Origin of the sequence: Thalassospira xiamenensis M-5 = DSM 17429 (assembly GCF_000300235.2) — a bacterium.
Taxonomy (GTDB): Bacteria; Pseudomonadota; Alphaproteobacteria; order Rhodospirillales; family Thalassospiraceae; genus Thalassospira; species Thalassospira xiamenensis.
Genome location: NZ_CP004388.1, coordinates 1,911,543 through 1,927,923 on the forward strand (window position 1 = coordinate 1,911,543; position 16,381 = coordinate 1,927,923).

Below are 16,381 nucleotides of genomic sequence, written 5' to 3' on the forward strand. Positions count from 1 at the left end.
AAAAACAGGGTGACGGGCATTTAAATGGTCCGGAACATCTCCCCCAAGAGAGTTTACTGGCCGTACATTTTTTTGTACGGCCATTTTTTTTGCGTTTGATCATGGCGCGCCCAGCTACTGGTCTATAAAGTATCGCCAGTTTAAGGTTTTATAAAATCAGGAAACATCTTCATGCGGTTATCTGTTGTTTTTGCGGGGCTTAATGGGGCAATTGCCGTCGCACTTGGTGCGTTTGCAACCCACAGCATGGCAGGCGAAGAAATGAGCCACGCCCGTGATCTTGTCGAAACTGCCGCACATTATCAGCTGGTTCATGCTGCGGGTGTTGCTGCCATCGCAGCCCTTGCCCATCAGGTGCCCGATGAACGGCTTTTGCGCTGGGCGGCATATGCAATGCTGGCAGGTATTTTATTCTTCTGCGGAGCGCTTTATGTCATTGCCTTTGCCGGGATAAGCGCCTTTGGCATGGTGGCCCCAATTGGCGGGCTGGCTTTCATTACCGGCTGGCTTATGTTGGCGGGGGCAGGCTGGAAAAGATTTTCAGCCTGACGGGAGTTGGGGCGTTTCACCAGGTCCACCAGACAATAAAAAAGACGCGACCCGAAGGTCACGTCTTTTTTAAATTCCGGTAACCTAATCAGCCGAGGCTGAAAGATTACTTCATTTTCGCTTCTTTGAACTCGACGTGCTTGCGCACGACCGGGTCGTACTTGCGAAACGAGAATTTCTCGGTGGTATTCCGCGGGTTCTTCTTAACGACGTAGAAGTAACCGGTGTCAGCGGTGCTTACCAACTTTACGAGGATCGAAGCGGGCTTCGCCATATCTCAGCTTCCTGTGTTCAGGTGTATCTCAGGCCGCGGAACATAAAGGTTATGCGCCGGGTGTCAAGCCATTTTGGCAAAAATAATGCCATTTTTATTGCGAGGCAAAGGTATCGGCAATCTCATTGATCGGCAACTGAGCCAAATCCTTGTAACCCGGGAGGTTTTTGATCAATTCAAGCGCGATATCAATGTCGTTTTCATCAATGCCCTGACGGGCCGGGCACACCTTTCTAAGGTCCTGTCGTGCCTGTTCGTTCTGATAATCAAGCTTGCGCCATTTTGTCATCACGGCGACCATGTCATCGCGATGGGCCAATGCAGATTTGATCTGTTCATCCGGACCAACTCCGTCGGCGGTTGTGCAGATCGACGGGAAAAGTCCGATACGATCAAATGTGTAACCGGATGGAGCCGTCATCTGTGACCATGTAAAGGTCAGGGTACCCTTGTTCGAAAGATCATTGATCGCCTGAACCGATCCCTTGCCAAAACTGGTCGACCCGATCAGGACGGCGCGATTGCGGTCCTGAAGGGCCGCGGCGACCAGTTCGGCCGATGATGCCGTTCTTCCATCAATCAGAACCACAAGCGGCGCACCGCGGGTCAGGTCCTCGGCATCGGCTTTGAAGATATGGCGCGCGGCCATCACGCGTGATCGGGTATTGGCAATCGGGCCACCGGCAATAAACAGATCGGCAACCTCCACACCCTGCTGCAAAAGCCCGCCACGATTGCCGCGAAGGTCAAGGATCACCCCACGCAAACCACCAGGATAAAGATCGGCCTTCAGGATTTCATCGCCAAGCGCCTGTGCCGTCGCGCTGTTAAAACTGGCGATCCGGGCAATCAGGATATTGTCGCGAATTTCGGCAAAAACGGTCCGGCCGATAACGCGTTCGCGCATGATTTCAACCGGTGTGACGACCGGGCTATCGGCCCCATTGATTTCGATTGAAACACGTGTGCCTTCCTCGCCATGCAAAAGGTCGCTGGCATAGGTCGCGGTCCGGTTATAAAGGTTGATCCCGTTCACCGAAATCAGTTGATCGCCGATATTAAGGCCTGCCCTGGCCGCCGGGCTGTCTTCGTGCACTTTCTTGATGACCGGATATCCATCGCCACCGATCAGTCGCACGCCAACCCCGATATAACCATCGCGTCGTGTCCGCGCCGTTTCGGCCTGGCTGGGACCCTCGTAACGGCTGTATCGATCAAGATTCTTGATTGATCCACTGACAAGGGCCGATTGTACCGAAAGCGGATCGGCATGGCGCAAGTCTGGTGAATAAACCCGGTAAATGCCAACGCCCTTAAGCGTCAGCTCCGTCCACAAAAGGGTGTCCTGTTCTTCGCTATCGGCAGCAGGCAGGGCAAGATTGCGAACGGTTTTGCCGTTATATCCAAGGATGATTTCGTCAGGCGTCATGCCGATGCGAATGTTCGGATCAATGGTCGAAAGCCCGTCAAGCGCATTGACAACGATCTGTTCACGGCCAATTGGATCAATATATCGGGTCGCGACCAGTTCGATGGTTTGTGACATCACATCGCGGGTCTGCGCATCATCATTTGAAATGATCACATCCGCATGCTGGGTCACACACCCGGCCAGCAAAAGGCAAATACCAACCATTCCGGCAAAACGCCTTATCGGGCGCAAGGCCGGACGGAAAGAAACAGTATCGAAGTCCTGTGTGGCTGATGCCAAAATGTGCTCAATCCGAAAGGAGATGGATCAACGTGAAAGTCATTCTACTGCGAATGATGTGCAGTCGACAATGACTATCCCTTGATCTTCATCGCCCACTGGGTTCCAAGCACCGCCCCCTTGATAAAGGGCAGGAAGCCAAGGCAAAGCAAAACGGTGATCGGCAGCCAGACCGACAGTTGCAGCGCCATGGATGGCTGCATGGATTGTTCCATCGTAAGCGCCCCGCCAACAACGATATGGCCGACAATGAAAATCGTGAAATAGGGCGGTGCATCATCACAGCGATATTCGCCGATCGGATGCGCACAGCAATCACATTCCTGACGCAGCTTCAGATACCCGCCAAACGCAAGTCCATGCCCGCAATTGGGGCATTTCCGGCGGAAACCGCGGCTAAGACCGGTTAGCAGGCGCGACCCGCTGCTTTGTTCGCTATATTCTGGCTGCATGGTGGCATTCGTTCCTGTTTTTTGATCCAGCCCCTTGATCGGGCCGAAAAAAAGGGGCATTGAAACGGATATCTATCATCATGAAGTTGAAGTGATCGGGCAAGTGCTTTTCTGGCATGGCTGAAAACCCTGCGAAACGCCGTTATAATACCGACTCTTTGATACTGATGTCTTCAACCCGGTACAGGAGCGCCCAGATGGGGAATGCAGACGATATCGTCGCCCGACTGAAACAGGATTTCATTGAAGACACTCTGGAACGCGCAGACCGCATCGAAACCACCATTGATCGTGTTGCCGGCGGTATGGACAAGGCTGATGTTGGCATCGCCGAACTGCGGCGCGAAGCCCACACAGTCAAAGGTCTGGCCGGATCGTTCGGTTTCCCGCTTGTCGGCGCTATTGCGCACCGCATGGAAGATTACATCGCCGAACTGACTGAAATTGATGATCTCGAAGCCGCATCGCTTGTCGATTTCACGACATGGATCCGCGAAATCATCGAAAGCGGGACCAATCCCCCGGCGGAGGAAGAAACCCGCATTCTGCGCTCATTGCCGACCCGAAGTGCAAAAAAGGGGGATGAGGATAGCGTCTCGAACACGCCAACAGCGCATGACAAAGAAGTTCTGATTGTCACTGCAACCACGGTTCAGGCGCACTTTCTGCAACGCGAATTGCGCGAAAAGGGGTTCCGGACCATCACCGCACGTAACGCAGTCGAAGCATTCGAGACCGTCGTGCAATCGCGCCCAGATGCAATCATCACTGCGGCGGTCCTTGATGGTCTAAGCGGGATCGAACTGATCCGCGCCCTTGCCGCAATGAAAACCATGAAGGACAAGGCGCTTGGCCTTCTGACCAGCTTCGAGGCATTCCACCCCGATCTGGAAGGTCTGCCATCAAATGTCGTGATCATTTCAAACCGGGGCAAGCAGACAGCCGAGCATCTGGCAAAGTTCATTGAAACGCTTGACTGATTGCAACATCCGATATCAACGAAAAAGGGCGACCATCGCGGCCGCCCTTTTTCTTTAACTTTCGCGTTTGGTCGTGTTGCGTGCGACCCGGCTTGATGCCACCAGCTTGCGCTGTTTTTTGGGTGTGGTTTTCTTCTTGCCTGCAGCCTTGGCACTAGGCTTGCTGCCCGGGTTTCCCCCACGGGGGCCACCACCAGATGCACCGCTTTTATCCTTTGGATTGGCGCGGAAACCCGGTTTGGTGCCGTGACGGTGGCTGCGATCACCGGGGCTGCCACGGCGCTTGCCGCGTCCACGCGGCCGTTCGATCAGGTCACGGTCGGTGATATCGGCATGACCCGCCAGACGCAGCGCAAGCGATCCGGTTGCTGCATCCGCCTCGGCAATGCGGACAACAACATCATCGCCCAGACGGAATGTCTTGCCGCGATTTTGCCCGACCAATGCATGTCCGATGGCATCATGCACATAATAATCATCGGGCAGGGTGGAAATCGGGACGAGACCATCGGCACCGGTTTCCTGAAGCGATACGAACAGGCCAAAATGCGTGACCCCCGAAACACGTCCGGGGAATTCCGCGCCGACCTTGTCGGCCATATAGGCCGCGACATAACGGTCAACCGCATCACGTTCGGCCATGGCCGCCCGCCGTTCGGTGCCGGAAATGTCTTCGCCGATCTGCTCGAACCGTTCGCCATCTTCGGGCGGTAATCCGCCTTCGCCAAGTTTCAGGCCCGCAATCAGCGCGCGATGCACCAGAAGGTCGGCATAACGCCGGATCGGGGATGTGAAATGGGCATATTTCTTAAGGGCCAGACCAAAGTGCCCGATATTATCCGGGCTATACATGGCCTGTGACTGACTACGCAGCACAACCGTGTTGATTAGCTCGGCTTCCGGGGTGTCCTTGGCCTGTTCAAGGATGCGGTTGAAATCGCGCGGGCGCAGGACCGCCCCCTTGTTCAGCTTGTATCCAGCCCCTTCAAGGAATTCATGAAGTGCCTCAAGCTTTTCCTCGCTTGGCGCATCGTGAATACGATACATGCAGGGCTGCTTGATCCGTTCAAGTTCCTCGGCCGCACAGACATTGGCCGCGACCATGAATTCCTCGATCAGCTTGTGGCTGTCAAAGCGTGCCCGCGGGGCAATGGCAATGATCTGGCCTTTGTCATTCAGCTCGATCTTGCGTTCCGGAAGATCAAGTTCCAGAACACCACGCCCTTTACGTGCTTCAAGAAACGCTTCATACGCGCCGTAAAGCGGCTTGATAATGGTGTCAAGCAACGGGCCAGTGGTGTCATCGGGATAGCCATCCATCGCGCGTTGAACCTGATCATAGGTCAGGCGTGCTGCTGATCGCATCATCCCGCGACAGAATTTGTGCCGCAACTTTGTACCGTGCCTGTTTAACCACATCTCGACGGCCATGCAGCCGCGATCTTCGTGTGGAACCAGCGAACACCAGCCGTTTGAGAGTTCAAACGGCAACATCGGCACGACCCGGTCCGGGAAATAGCAACTATTGCCGCGCTTTACCGCTTCACGGTCGAGCGCGTCGTGCGGGCGCACATACCAGGACACATCCGCAATCGCGACCATGATGTGCCAGCCGCCCTCGTTTTCCGGATCGGAATCGGGTTCGGCCCATACGGCATCGTCAAAGTCGCGCGCATCAGCACCGTCAATCGTCACCAGCGGGATATCGCGCAGATCTGTGCGCTTGCCCATCGGCGTTGCCTTGGACTCACGCGCCTGCAATTCGACCTCGGGCGGGAATTCAAAAGGAATACCACGCGCATGGATCGATACCAGACTGATGGATTTCGGTTCGTTGATATTGCCCAGAACCTCTGTAATCCGGCCTTTGCGCAGGCCGAAATGCTTGCCCGGCAGAATTTCGGTCAGAACCAACGAACCACCTTCAAGATCGGGATGGTCATCCAGCGGCACGGCGATCTCGCCGCTATCCTTGCGGTCTGTGGGCACAACCCGGCCTTCACGTTCATTGGGGCGAAAAATGCCCAGAACGCGTTGCGGGCCGCTGCCCAGAACCCGCATGATGCTGGCTTCATAGGTCTGCTTGCCGGTATAGCGCAGCTTGGCAAGGATCTTGTCGCCAATTCCCGGTGCGCTTGGTCCGCCACGCCGGATCGTTTTCACGTAAATGACCGGTGGTTCGTAATCTTCTTTCCAGACATTGGGACGGGCAATTACTTCGCCATCATCATCGATGCCGATGATTTCCAGTACTTCAACCGGCGGCAGGTGGTCGGGTTTGTCAAACCGTCTGCGGCCCTTGACCACGTCACCACCGATTTTCAGATCCCTCAGGATCTTTTTAAGCTCGATCTTCGCTGCACCCTTGATGTTGAAGGCGCGCGCAATTTCGCGCTTCCCCACCGGGGTGGGGCTCATATCGATGAATTCCATGATCTGTTCCCGTGTGGGGAACGGGGTTTTATTTTCTGTGTCGTTCGCCAACTTCGCGGCGTCCTTTCAATTTTATCGTCAAGAAAAGGAAGGCGGCGATTAATTCGCCGCCTCTTTCCTAGTTGTTTTCTTTGCTGCAGGTTTCTTTGCAGCGGTCTTTTTGGCAGCCGGTTTCTTGGGGGCCGCCTTTTTCGTCGTTGTTTTTTTTGCTGCGGTTTTGGTTGCCTTGGCCGGTTTCCCCGATTTGGCTTCCTTTTCCTTCAATGCCGCAATGGCCATTTCCAGCGTGACATCTTCCTTGTTGGTGTCACGCGGCAGATTGGCATTGGTTTTCTTGTGTTTGACAAACGGACCCCAACGGCCATCGGCCAGGAATATCGGTTCGCCGTCATCGGGATGTTTGCCGATTTCCTTGCCTGCTTTTTCGCGTTTATCCGCAATCAGGGCAATGGCGCGGTTTTCACCAACCATCAGAACGTCATCCTCGGCCTTAAGCGATGCAAAAATGCTGCCCGCCTGAACATAGGGGCCAAAACGGCCGACATTTGCCTTGATTTCCTCTCCGGTGTCGGGGAATACGCCCACCAGACGCGGCAATGTCAGCAATTCTTCCGCCTTGGTCAGATCGACAACCGATGGCTCCAGACCTTTTGGAAGCGATGTCCGCTTCGGTTTGACCTTTTTTGGTTTGCCGTTCTTGCCTTCGACTTCCTCTTCTTCACCCAGCTGCACATAAACACCATAAGGGCCTTTGCGCAGGGTGATCTCCTTGCCGGTTTCCTTGTCGATGCCAAGCACCTTGGGCCCGGAATCAAGTTCGGAATCGCCGCCATTTTCATTGGCAACCAGCGGACGGGTAAAGTTGCATTCCGGATAATTCGAACAGCCAAGGAACGCGCCGAATTTGCCAAGCTTAAGACTGAGCGTGCCATCAGTGCATTTCGGGCATTTATGCGGGTCCGTGCCGTCGTCGCGCGTCGGGAACAGGTAATTTTCCAGCATCACCTGAAGCGCATCAAGCACATCGGTGATCTTCAGTTCCTTGGCTTCGTCAACGTTACCCTTAAAGGCCGACCAGAACTGGTTCAGCACATCGCGCCAAGCAAGGCTTCCGTTTGAAACGTCATCAAGCTGGTTTTCCAGATCGGCCGTAAAGTTGTACTGCACGTAACGTTCAAAGAATTTCGACAGGAACGCCGTGACCAGACGACCGCGGTCCTGTGCGACAAAGCGGCGCTTGTCCAGCGTCACATAATCGCGATCCTGCAACACCGAAATGATCGACGCATAGGTCGACGGACGGCCAATACCCAGTTCTTCCATTTTCTTGACCAGGCTCGCCTCGGTATAACGGGGCGGGGGCTGTGTGAAATGCTGGTCGATACTGACTTTGCCAAGATCGGGCTTCTGGCCTTCGTTCAAAGGGGGCAGACGACGATCATTTTCGTCTTCTGCCTCGTCATCCTTGCCTTCCTGATACAGTTTCAGGAAACCGTCGAATTTGACGACGGAACCATTGGCGCGCAGAACCACGTGATTGTCATTCGATGACAGATCAACCGCGACCTGATCGAATTTGGCATCTTCCATCTGGCAGGCGACGGTGCGTTTCCAGATCAGGGTATAAAGCGCAAGCTGATCCTTATCCAGGTGACGCGCAACCTGATCAGGGCGACGGAACAGGTCCGTCGGGCGGATGGCTTCGTGGGCTTCCTGTGCGTTCTTGGCCTTGTTGGCAAAGCTGCGCGCACTTGGTGGCAGGTAATTTTCACCGTAATCCTTGGAAATCAGGCGGCGTGCTGCTGCCAGTGCCTCGCCCGACAGCACGACCGCATCGGTACGCATATAGGTGATCAGGCCAACTGTCTCGCCACCGATATCAACCCCTTCATAAAGGCGCTGTGCCAGCTGCATGGTGCGTTTCGCGCCAAAGCCCAGCTTGCGTGACGCTTCCTGTTGCAGGGTCGAGGTGGTGAAAGGCGGCTGCGGACGACGTTTGACATCTTTGCGCTCGACCTTTGAAACCGTATAGCTGCGGCTTTCGACCTTTTCCTTGGCAATCGTCGCTGCACCCTCATTGCCCAGTGCCAGCTTATCAAGCTTCTCACCGTTCAGATGAGTCAGACGCGCGGTGAAGTTGCCCTCAGGCACCTTGAAACCGGCTTCGAGTGACCAGTATTCGTCGGGGCGGAATGCTTCGATCTCAATCTCGCGCTCGCAAATCAGGCGAAGGGCGACCGACTGAACTCTACCGGCCGACCGTGATCCGGGCAATTTGCGCCACAGAACCGGCGACAGGTTAAAGCCCACCAGATAATCAAGGGCACGGCGCGCCAGATAGGCATCGACCAATTCCTGATTAAGCTCGCGCGGATTGGCAATCGCGTCGGTAACCGCTTTTTTCGTAATCTCGTGGAACACAACGCGATGAATATCGCGACCGCGCAAAAGCTTTTTCTGTTCCAGAACTTCCAGAATATGCCACGAAATCGCTTCCCCTTCGCGATCCGGGTCAGTCGCGAGATAGATGGTATCGGCATCGCGTGCAGCCGATGCGATCTCGCGGATCTGTTTTTCGGAACGGCCATCGGTTTCCCAGACCATCGCAAATTCGTTGTCGGGATCAACTGATCCATCTTTTGACGGAAGATCGCGGATGTGACCAAACGAGGCCAGCACCTTGTAATCGTCACCGAGATATTTATTGATCGTCTTGGCTTTGGCCGGGGATTCGACGATGACAAGATTCATTACGTTTTTCGTGTCCGGTTCTTGCGCCCTGGGGCGAAAATGTATGTCGTGCTGCGAATGATCCGAATGTCCGACACATATATATAGTGTGATCGTATTTCAGATCAGATTGCGCAAATTGCGGCAAATCACAACAATATTGTCGCAGCACAGATGTCTGCGACACTCATTCGGCGATACGCGATACCCTATTTCCGGGGTGACGTTCAACCCTTCCTGCAAGCTCAAGCTCAATCAGCATGGTCGAAATCACATCGGCAGGCATGCCAGAAGCCCGGATAAGCTGGTCAATCAGAAGCGGACTGGACGACAATAATTCAAGTATATGGTCTGTTTCACGGTCTCCGTTTCGGGTCGGGGCAGGGACCCCTGTTTCTTCTTGGTTATCAATGCTTTCCGGGGTGTCGACGATGATCGCGCTTTGGGCATCGCGTTCGATGGATTTGGTGATGTCGCTGAAATCATCTGATGAACTGGTTGTGGTTGTCGCACGGCCGTCGATGGCAAAATGATGAATTCCTTCACGCAGATGGTTGTTTTGTTCGGAAACACGCAAGGCATCCAAAATCACATCAACGGAGTCGCACAGGATCGCCCCGTCACGGATCAGGCTGTTGGGGCCTGCCGCACGCGGATCGGTCGGACTGCCTGGAACGGCAAAAACATCACGTCCCTGTTCTCCGGCAAAACGCGCGGTAATCAGCGATCCGGAATTGCGTCCGGCCTCGACCACGACAACGCCATGCGACAGGCCGGAAATGATTCGGTTGCGCCTTGGAAAATGCCGTGCCTGCGGATTAAGTCCCGGTGGCATTTCCGAAATCACGCAGCCATTTTCGCAAAGCTTGTGATACAGATCGGCATGTTCACGCGGATAGATCACATCCACACCCCCGCCCAGAACCGTGACGGTGCCGCCATCTGTATTTGCGATTTGCAGACAGGCATCATGAACCGCGCCATCAATCCCGCGCGCCATGCCCGATGCGACAACATATCCCGCGTCGCAAAGGGCGGCGGATAACCGCCGGGCAAAACCGCACCCATTGGCCGATGCATTGCGGGCACCGACGATCCCGATGGTTGGCCTGGTCAAAAGTTCAACACGACCCAGCGCATAAAAATAGGGTGGGGCATCCTCGATCGCGGCCAGCATCACCGGATATTCCGGATCACCGATAATCACCGGCTTGGCATCGCAGGCGCGCGCCTGTTCAATTTCGGCAATCGTGTCTTCGCGCGTTGCCAGAACAATCTGCCGTTTGCCACCTGTGCGCGCGATGATATCGGGCAGGGCATCAATGGCATTGCGTGCCGATCCGAACCGCTCGACCAGCTTGCGGAATGTGACCGGGCCAACATTGGTACTGCGCGCCAGTCGCATACGTGCGAGGCGTTCAGATTGCGGTAATCGTATCGGTTGTTGCATGTCAGAAACCATAACGCCCGGATTGTGATCATCCGGGCGTTGTTTCGTCAAGCTATTCCAACTGCACAGCTTATTCTTCGCTGGTGGCTGCGGCTTCTTTTTTCTTCTGGCCGATTTTCGGCTCTTCGCCTTTAAGAAGGCGGCGGATATTGCTGTGATGTGCAGCCCAGACAATCACCGCAAGGAAGATTGCAAGCCACCCGGCACCGGGATCATTGGCGATCAGGAAGGCGGCAATCGGGGCGGCAATCATCGCTATCAGGGCCGAAAGCGATGAAATGCGGAAAATCAGCGCCATGACAAGCCACGTCGCTGCCGCGACAAGCCCCATGATCCAGTTGACCGCAACAAGGGTCCCAAGGGTGGTGGCAACACCCTTGCCGCCCTTGAAACGCAGCCATACGGGGAACATGTGCCCGACAACCGCGGCACCACCAGCAAAAATACCGGCCTCGGCATTGACAAAATGGGTAAATAGCAGGGCTGCTGCCGCACCCTTGCCGACATCGCCGACAAGTGTCAGGAATGCCAGAAATTTGTTGCCGGTACGCAGTACGTTGGTCGCACCAATATTGCCCGATCCGATCTTGCGGATATCGCCAAGTCCGGCCATCCGCGTCAGAACCAGACCAAACGGGATCGAGCCCAGCAGATAACCGCAAACGGTCGCAATCTGCAGCGACATCAGGGTTGCCTTGTAAGTGGCATCAAGTTCCATATTCACGCGCCTTCCGCGACAGAGGGATCGGCAAAAACCTCGCGACCATCAATGATGGTGCGCAGGACACGGCCTTGGGTAAGGCGGCCGTCAAATGGCGAGTTTTTCGATTTTGACTCGAACTGATAAGGATCAATCTTCCACGGGCGATCCGAATCAAACAGCACCAGATCGGCTGCCGTCCCGATTTCAAGCGTACCGGCACCCTTGATGCGTACCAGTCTCGCAGGGGCGGTTGTCAGCTTGGTAATCACATCAAGCATCGACATGTGCCCGTTATGATAAAGCTCCAGCGTGATCGGCAGAAGTGTTTCAAAACCAACACCACCGGCGGTGGCCTGCGCAAAAGGCAGGCGTTTGGAGTCAACATCCTGCGGATTATGGTCCGACGCGATGGCATCAATCGTGCCATCGGCAAGGCCTGCCACAATCGCCTGACGGTCGTCTTCGGACCGAAGTGGGGGCGACAGCTTGGCAAAGGTCCGGTAATCCGAAACCGCATTTTCGTTAAGCGCAAAATAGAACGGGGCGGTATCGCACGTGACCTTAAGGCCGCGTTTCTTGGCCTTGCGGATCACCTCGACCGACTCTCCTGTCGAGATATGGGCAAAATGCAAACGTCCGCCTGTCATTTCAACCAGCCGCAAATCGCGCTCTATCTGCATGACTTCCGCAAGGGGTGATACACCGCTAAGACCAAGGCGCGTGGCAAGTTCGCCACTATTCATCGACGCCCCCCTGGAAAGTTCCGGTTCCTCGGGATGCTGGACAATCATGCCGTCAAAGAAGGTCGAATAGGACAATGCTTGTCGCAGCAACCGGGCACTGGCGATGGTTTTCACGCCATCGCAAAATGCCACTGCACCGGCCTGATGCAAAAGGCCCATCTCGGTGATTTCGCCACCCTCAATGCCCTTTGATACCGCGCCATAGGCAAAAACCTTGGCGAGGCCAACCTTGCGTGCCCGGCGTGCGATAAATTCGACACCGGCCACATCGTCAATTACCGGATCGGTATTGGGCAGGGCGATGATTGTGGTGATCCCGCCAGCCGCCGCCGAACGACCGGCGGTTTCGATGGTTTCCTGATGTTCGAACCCCGGATCGCGCAATTGCGCGCGCATATCGACAAGCCCGGGCGCAAGACACGCACCCGCAGCATCAACAATCTCGCAATCCTTGGGCAGGTTTTCGCGGGTGACCTGCGCACCGCAATCGATGATCTTGCTGTTTTCAATCAGGATGCCGCCCGTACTGTCGGTCTGTGCCGCCGGGTTAAGCAGACGGGCATTGATGATGGCCTTACGGCCCGTACCCTTTACGCGAATGGCGGGGGTCATGCCTGGCCTCCTGCCTGTCTGTGGTTCTGGACCAGCAATTCAAGGGCGGCCATGCGCACCGCAACCCCCATTTCAACCTGTTCGCGGATGACGGATCGTTCGACGTCGTCGGCGACTTCGCTGTCGATTTCGACCCCGCGATTCATCGGGCCGGGATGCATGATCAGCGCGTCGGGCTTGGCATTGGCAAGCTTGGCGCGATCAAGGCCATGGAAATGGAAATATTCGCGGACCGACGGGATAAAGCTTCCTTCCATGCGTTCAAGCTGAAGGCGCAGCATCATGACGATGTCGCAATCCTTAAGGCCTTCTTCCATGTCATGGAAAATCTCGACCCCCATCCGGTCGATCTTTGACGGGATCAGGGTCGGCGGCGCGACAAGGCGCACGCGCGATCCCATGGTATTAAGCAGCAGGATATTGGACCGGGCGACGCGCGAATGCGCGATATCGCCGCAGATCGCAACATTAAGCCGATGCAGGCGGCCCTTGTGGCGGCGGATGGTCAGCGCATCAAGCAACGCCTGTGTCGGGTGCTCGTGGCGGCCATCCCCGGCATTGAGAACCGCACAATTGACCTTCTCGCTCAGAAGCTTGACCGCACCGCTGTCACCGTGACGGACCACAAGTGCATCGGGGTTCATGGCATTGAGCGTCATTGCCGTATCAATCAGGGTTTCACCCTTTTTAACCGAACTGGTGCCGACCGTCATGTTGATGACCATCGCCCCCAGCCGCTTGGCGGCAAGTTCAAACGATGTCAGCGTTCTGGTCGAATTTTCATAGAACAGATTGACGACCGTGGCCCCGGCAAGAATGTTGCTGGTCTTGTCTGCTGTGCGGTTCTTTTCCGCATAATGCTGGGCACGATCAAGAATAAGGGTGATTTCCCCCGGGGTAAGACCTTCGATACCGAGGAGGTGAGGGTGCGGATAGTGATCCGCCGCTGGTCCCATGACACTCATGGCGTTGCACATATTCCTTAAATGGTATGGGCAGAATTTCGCGCGGAGCATACCCAATTGCCCCTGCCACGGAAAGTTAAAATATTGCCCCAACATCCTGACCGCATGGTCAATATTTCGCTTGGTTTACATCACACCACATGCAGCAAAACCGCAAGGATCGGAATGCTGACAATCGCAACAAGCGTGTGAACCGTAATGATGCTGGCCATCATCGGGGCGTCACCACCCATCAGGCGCGCCAGCACAAACGCACTCGCCGAACAGGGCAATCCTGCATACAGCACAACCGCCGCCAGTTCGACCTGCGGCAGGCCGAGCAAAAGGCAAAGCCCCGCTGCAATTGCCGGGCTGATGACAAGTTTGCCCAGCGTGGAAAATCCGACCGGCCCCCCGGCGCGTCGTGCCGCCGAAAGATCAAGCCCCGCACCAACCGCCAGAAGCCCGATCGGCAATGCCGCACGCCCCAGAACTTCCAGAAACGGTCCAAGCACTGGCGGCAGGCCAAATCCCGTCACATTGATCCCAATGCCAAGAACACACGCCATCAGCAACGGATTGCGCAGAACATCGCGCAAAAGCGATACCGCGCCGGGCGTGCGGTCATTATCCCCCCAATGTGCGCAGGCCAGAACCGAAAGCACATTGACCGTCGGCACGACAAGGGCAACGCAAAGGGCCGTTACCGTCAATCCGGCTTCGCCCAGAAGGGCCGCGGCAACGGCAAGTCCGATATAGGTATTGGGCCGGATGGCGCCCTGAAACAGAGATGAAAACGCCGGATTGCCGACTTTCAGAACCGGCTTGGCGATCAGGATAAGAACGGTACATATGAAAACCGTGCCCAGCATCGCAGTCGCAATTCCCGCTAGTGGCAGGCTGCCCAGATCGGCGCGCGCTGTATTGGAAAACAGCAATGCCGGGAATGTCACATAATAGGTCAGCTTTTCCGCCCCTGGCCAGAACGCATCAGGCAGGAATTTGCGTTGCCGCAGGATGAAGCCCAGCACGATCAGGGCAAAGGTCGGTATCAGGGCGGACAGGATGGCTAACATGGGGCGCTTTCGAAAATATCTTGCCGCACGATGGAGCGGTTATTAATCGGTTGTTATGTGATTTGCTGTGATGGTTTGCATTGTAACAGTCCGGCCTGACGTCGTATCGAAAAGACTGCCTGTTTCATTGCACGGACATCCTGTGATAATGGATGTAGCTCAGATAATGCGTTCAACGCACTGATTTATCAATTGAAAGAAATTCCTGCGCTGTGACCTGCCGCGGCAAACAGGAATGCAATCAGGGGAAAGCCCATGAGTCGCGCAATCGATCATCTGGTTCTATGTGTCAATGATCTCGATGCGGCCTGCGATGCTTACCGCAAGCTGGGTTTTACCGTCACCCCGCGTGCCAATCATCCGTTTGGCACTGGCAATGCCCTGATCCAGCTTGATGGCATGTATATCGAATTGCTTGCCGTGATCGAGCCGGAAAAAATCGCTGAAACCGATCTTGCCGCGCCGTTCTCCTTCCCGATTTATAACCGCGATTATCTGCGTCAGCGCGAAGGCATGTCGATGCTGGCGCTGCAATCGCGCGATGCGGAAAAAGACCGGGAGGATTTCATTGCCGCGGGTGCCGCCGTGCCCCGTGTTTTCAAGTTCGAACGCGAAGCAACCCGCCCGGATGGTTCGCTTACCGATCTGGCCTTTTCGCTGGCCTTTGCCAATCATCCGCTGTTGCGCCATGCGGTGACCTTTGTCTGCCAGCATCGACATCCGCCGCAGAATTTCTATTATCCGGAATATCAAAACCACGCCAACGGCGCCTATGCGATTGGCAAGGTATTCCTCACGCATTGGGCGGCGGACGCGGTTACGGATTTCGTCGAAGAAATCGGAACCGAGAAGATCGTCACAGCTCTGCATAGTGATGAAATGGTCACTCGGTTCGGAATTGACGACCCGGCTTTCCCTACCGATGGCTTTGCCGGTTATGAAATCATCGTCAACACGCTCGACACGATTGCCCAAGCCGCCCAGTCCATGGGGGCAATCCATAAAAAGGGCCGTCTGATCCTGCCGCCCTCGAAATTTTTCGGAACACTGGTTGTTTTTACGGCCAAAGGAAAAGCCGCCTGAACAAACGGGCGGCTGATCGAAAATTCTGAAACCAAGTGGTTTCGTTTAGCTGAAAATCAGGCTTCTTCGTCACCAAATTCATCTTCATCATCATCGTCATCAGGGTTTGCGCCCGGATCGGTATGAAGATTAAGGTTATCAAGCGCGCCTTGCAGGATATAGGCCGCAGCCGTTTTATCGACGACCTGGGCCCGGCGTTTACGCGTCATGTCGACATCTTCAATCAGGATGCGTTCAACCGCGTTGGTCGAAAGACGTTCATCCCAAAGCAGGATCGGCAGATCGATATAATTCTGCATTTCGTCGACAAAGGCATAAACCCTGTGGCATGCCTTGCCGATCATGCCGTCAAGTTCACGCGGAAAACCGATGATGATGCCGCCGACATTCTGCTTGGTGACGATTGCCGAAAGTTCGGCAATATCACGCGTGAATTTCTTGCGCGAAATCAGCGAATAGGGGGACGCGATCTGTAGCCCGACATCTGAAAGGGCCACGCCAATGGTTTTGGTGCCGAGATCCAGCCCCAAAACGCGTGCTGCCGGTGACAAAAACCGCAGCAATTCCTGTGTGTCATTGCAAATCATGGCGCCCTTATAGGTGCGTTGCCAAAAAAACGCCAGCGCATTTCAACCAGCGAA

The 16,381-nt window shown here is 55.2% G+C and carries 14 protein-coding genes; 3 read left to right on the plus strand and 11 right to left on the minus strand.

From position 1 onward, the window contains the following. Positions 1 to 171 precede the first annotated feature (171 nt). Positions 172 to 549, plus strand: a complete 378-nt coding sequence (locus TH3_RS08980) for a DUF423 domain-containing protein (protein WP_007089919.1) — start codon at positions 172 to 174, stop codon at positions 547 to 549. Between the two features lie 106 nt (positions 550 to 655). Here TH3_RS08980 and rpmG read toward each other — a convergent pair whose 3' ends face one another. The 3 genes from rpmG to TH3_RS08995 form a co-directional block, all read right to left on the minus strand. Continuing rightward, positions 656 to 823 (minus strand): 50S ribosomal protein L33, encoded by a 168-nt coding sequence (gene rpmG / locus TH3_RS08985; RefSeq protein WP_007089918.1) that lies wholly within the window; start codon positions 821 to 823, stop codon positions 656 to 658. 94 nt (positions 824 to 917) lie between these two features. Further along, positions 918 to 2,534: a S41 family peptidase gene (locus TH3_RS08990; protein ID WP_233421861.1), complete on the minus strand. Its 1,617-nt coding sequence runs from the start codon at positions 2,532 to 2,534 to the stop codon at positions 918 to 920. A gap of 74 nt (positions 2,535 to 2,608) precedes the next feature. Then, on the minus strand, positions 2,609 to 3,046 hold the full coding sequence (locus TH3_RS08995; protein ID WP_007089916.1) for a DUF983 domain-containing protein: 438 nt from the start codon (positions 3,044 to 3,046) through the stop codon (positions 2,609 to 2,611). A 137-nt stretch (positions 3,047 to 3,183) separates the two neighbouring features. On the opposite strand from TH3_RS08995, the gene TH3_RS09000 reads away from it, so the two are divergent. Then, on the plus strand, positions 3,184 to 3,966 hold the full coding sequence (locus tag TH3_RS09000; RefSeq protein WP_007089915.1) for an Hpt domain-containing protein: 783 nt from the start codon (positions 3,184 to 3,186) through the stop codon (positions 3,964 to 3,966). A gap of 54 nt (positions 3,967 to 4,020) precedes the next feature. Here the strand turns inward: TH3_RS09000 and rnr are convergent, their stop codons facing one another. The 7 genes from rnr to TH3_RS09035 form a co-directional block, all read right to left on the minus strand. Continuing rightward, positions 4,021 to 6,450, minus strand: a complete 2,430-nt coding sequence (rnr, locus tag TH3_RS09005; protein ID WP_040059800.1) for a ribonuclease R — start codon at positions 6,448 to 6,450, stop codon at positions 4,021 to 4,023. A gap of 48 nt (positions 6,451 to 6,498) precedes the next feature. Next, positions 6,499 to 9,150 carry a type I DNA topoisomerase gene (gene topA, locus TH3_RS09010; protein ID WP_007089913.1) on the minus strand — a complete coding sequence of 884 codons (2,652 nt, stop codon included), beginning with the start codon at positions 9,148 to 9,150 and terminating at the stop codon, positions 6,499 to 6,501. 166 nt (positions 9,151 to 9,316) lie between these two features. Continuing rightward, the gene (gene dprA / locus TH3_RS09015; protein WP_233421862.1) at positions 9,317 to 10,630 is read right to left on the minus strand and encodes a DNA-processing protein DprA; all 1,314 of its coding nucleotides are present in this window, start codon (positions 10,628 to 10,630) and stop codon (positions 9,317 to 9,319) included. Between the two features lie 19 nt (positions 10,631 to 10,649). Further along, a complete protein-coding gene (gene plsY, locus TH3_RS09020; protein ID WP_007089911.1) occupies positions 10,650 to 11,297 on the minus strand; it encodes a glycerol-3-phosphate 1-O-acyltransferase PlsY in 648 nt (215 codons plus the stop codon). Between the two features lie 2 nt (positions 11,298 to 11,299). Further along, positions 11,300 to 12,637 (minus strand): dihydroorotase, encoded by a 1,338-nt coding sequence (locus tag TH3_RS09025; protein ID WP_007089910.1) that lies wholly within the window; start codon positions 12,635 to 12,637, stop codon positions 11,300 to 11,302. Then, on the minus strand, positions 12,634 to 13,593 hold the full coding sequence (locus TH3_RS09030) for an aspartate carbamoyltransferase catalytic subunit (protein WP_110252313.1): 960 nt from the start codon (positions 13,591 to 13,593) through the stop codon (positions 12,634 to 12,636). The genes TH3_RS09025 and TH3_RS09030 overlap by 4 nt, the downstream gene beginning before the upstream one ends. Before the next feature lie 140 nt (positions 13,594 to 13,733). Continuing rightward, positions 13,734 to 14,657, minus strand: a complete 924-nt coding sequence (locus TH3_RS09035; RefSeq protein WP_007089908.1) for an AEC family transporter — start codon at positions 14,655 to 14,657, stop codon at positions 13,734 to 13,736. A gap of 255 nt (positions 14,658 to 14,912) precedes the next feature. On the opposite strand from TH3_RS09035, the gene TH3_RS09040 reads away from it, so the two are divergent. Further along, the gene (locus TH3_RS09040) at positions 14,913 to 15,740 is read left to right on the plus strand and encodes a VOC family protein (RefSeq protein ID WP_007089907.1); all 828 of its coding nucleotides are present in this window, start codon (positions 14,913 to 14,915) and stop codon (positions 15,738 to 15,740) included. A gap of 56 nt (positions 15,741 to 15,796) precedes the next feature. Here TH3_RS09040 and ruvX read toward each other — a convergent pair whose 3' ends face one another. Further along, positions 15,797 to 16,327 carry a Holliday junction resolvase RuvX gene (ruvX, locus tag TH3_RS09045; RefSeq protein WP_007089906.1) on the minus strand — a complete coding sequence of 177 codons (531 nt, stop codon included), beginning with the start codon at positions 16,325 to 16,327 and terminating at the stop codon, positions 15,797 to 15,799. Positions 16,328 to 16,381 lie beyond the last annotated feature (54 nt).

Excerpts from the sequence above, each read along its gene's own strand:
- rpmG (WP_007089918.1), bottom strand. The coding sequence starts at position 823 with ATGGCGAAGCCCGCTTCGATCCTCGTAAAGTTGGTAAGCACCGCTGAC.
- ruvX (WP_007089906.1), bottom strand. The coding sequence starts at position 16,327 with ATGATTTGCAATGACACACAGGAATTGCTGCGGTTTTTGTCACCGGCA.
- TH3_RS09000 (WP_007089915.1), top strand. The coding sequence starts at position 3,184 with ATGGGGAATGCAGACGATATCGTCGCCCGACTGAAACAGGATTTCATT.
- TH3_RS09035 (WP_007089908.1), bottom strand. The coding sequence starts at position 14,657 with ATGTTAGCCATCCTGTCCGCCCTGATACCGACCTTTGCCCTGATCGTG.
- TH3_RS09025 (WP_007089910.1), bottom strand. The coding sequence starts at position 12,637 with ATGACCCCCGCCATTCGCGTAAAGGGTACGGGCCGTAAGGCCATCATC.
- TH3_RS08995 (WP_007089916.1), bottom strand. The coding sequence starts at position 3,046 with ATGCCCCTTTTTTTCGGCCCGATCAAGGGGCTGGATCAAAAAACAGGA.
- TH3_RS08980 (WP_007089919.1), top strand. The coding sequence starts at position 172 with ATGCGGTTATCTGTTGTTTTTGCGGGGCTTAATGGGGCAATTGCCGTC.
- TH3_RS09030 (WP_110252313.1), bottom strand. The coding sequence starts at position 13,593 with ATGGGACCAGCGGCGGATCACTATCCGCACCCTCACCTCCTCGGTATC.
- topA (WP_007089913.1), bottom strand. The coding sequence starts at position 9,150 with ATGAATCTTGTCATCGTCGAATCCCCGGCCAAAGCCAAGACGATCAAT.
- TH3_RS09040 (WP_007089907.1), top strand. The coding sequence starts at position 14,913 with ATGAGTCGCGCAATCGATCATCTGGTTCTATGTGTCAATGATCTCGAT.
- plsY (WP_007089911.1), bottom strand. The coding sequence starts at position 11,297 with ATGGAACTTGATGCCACTTACAAGGCAACCCTGATGTCGCTGCAGATT.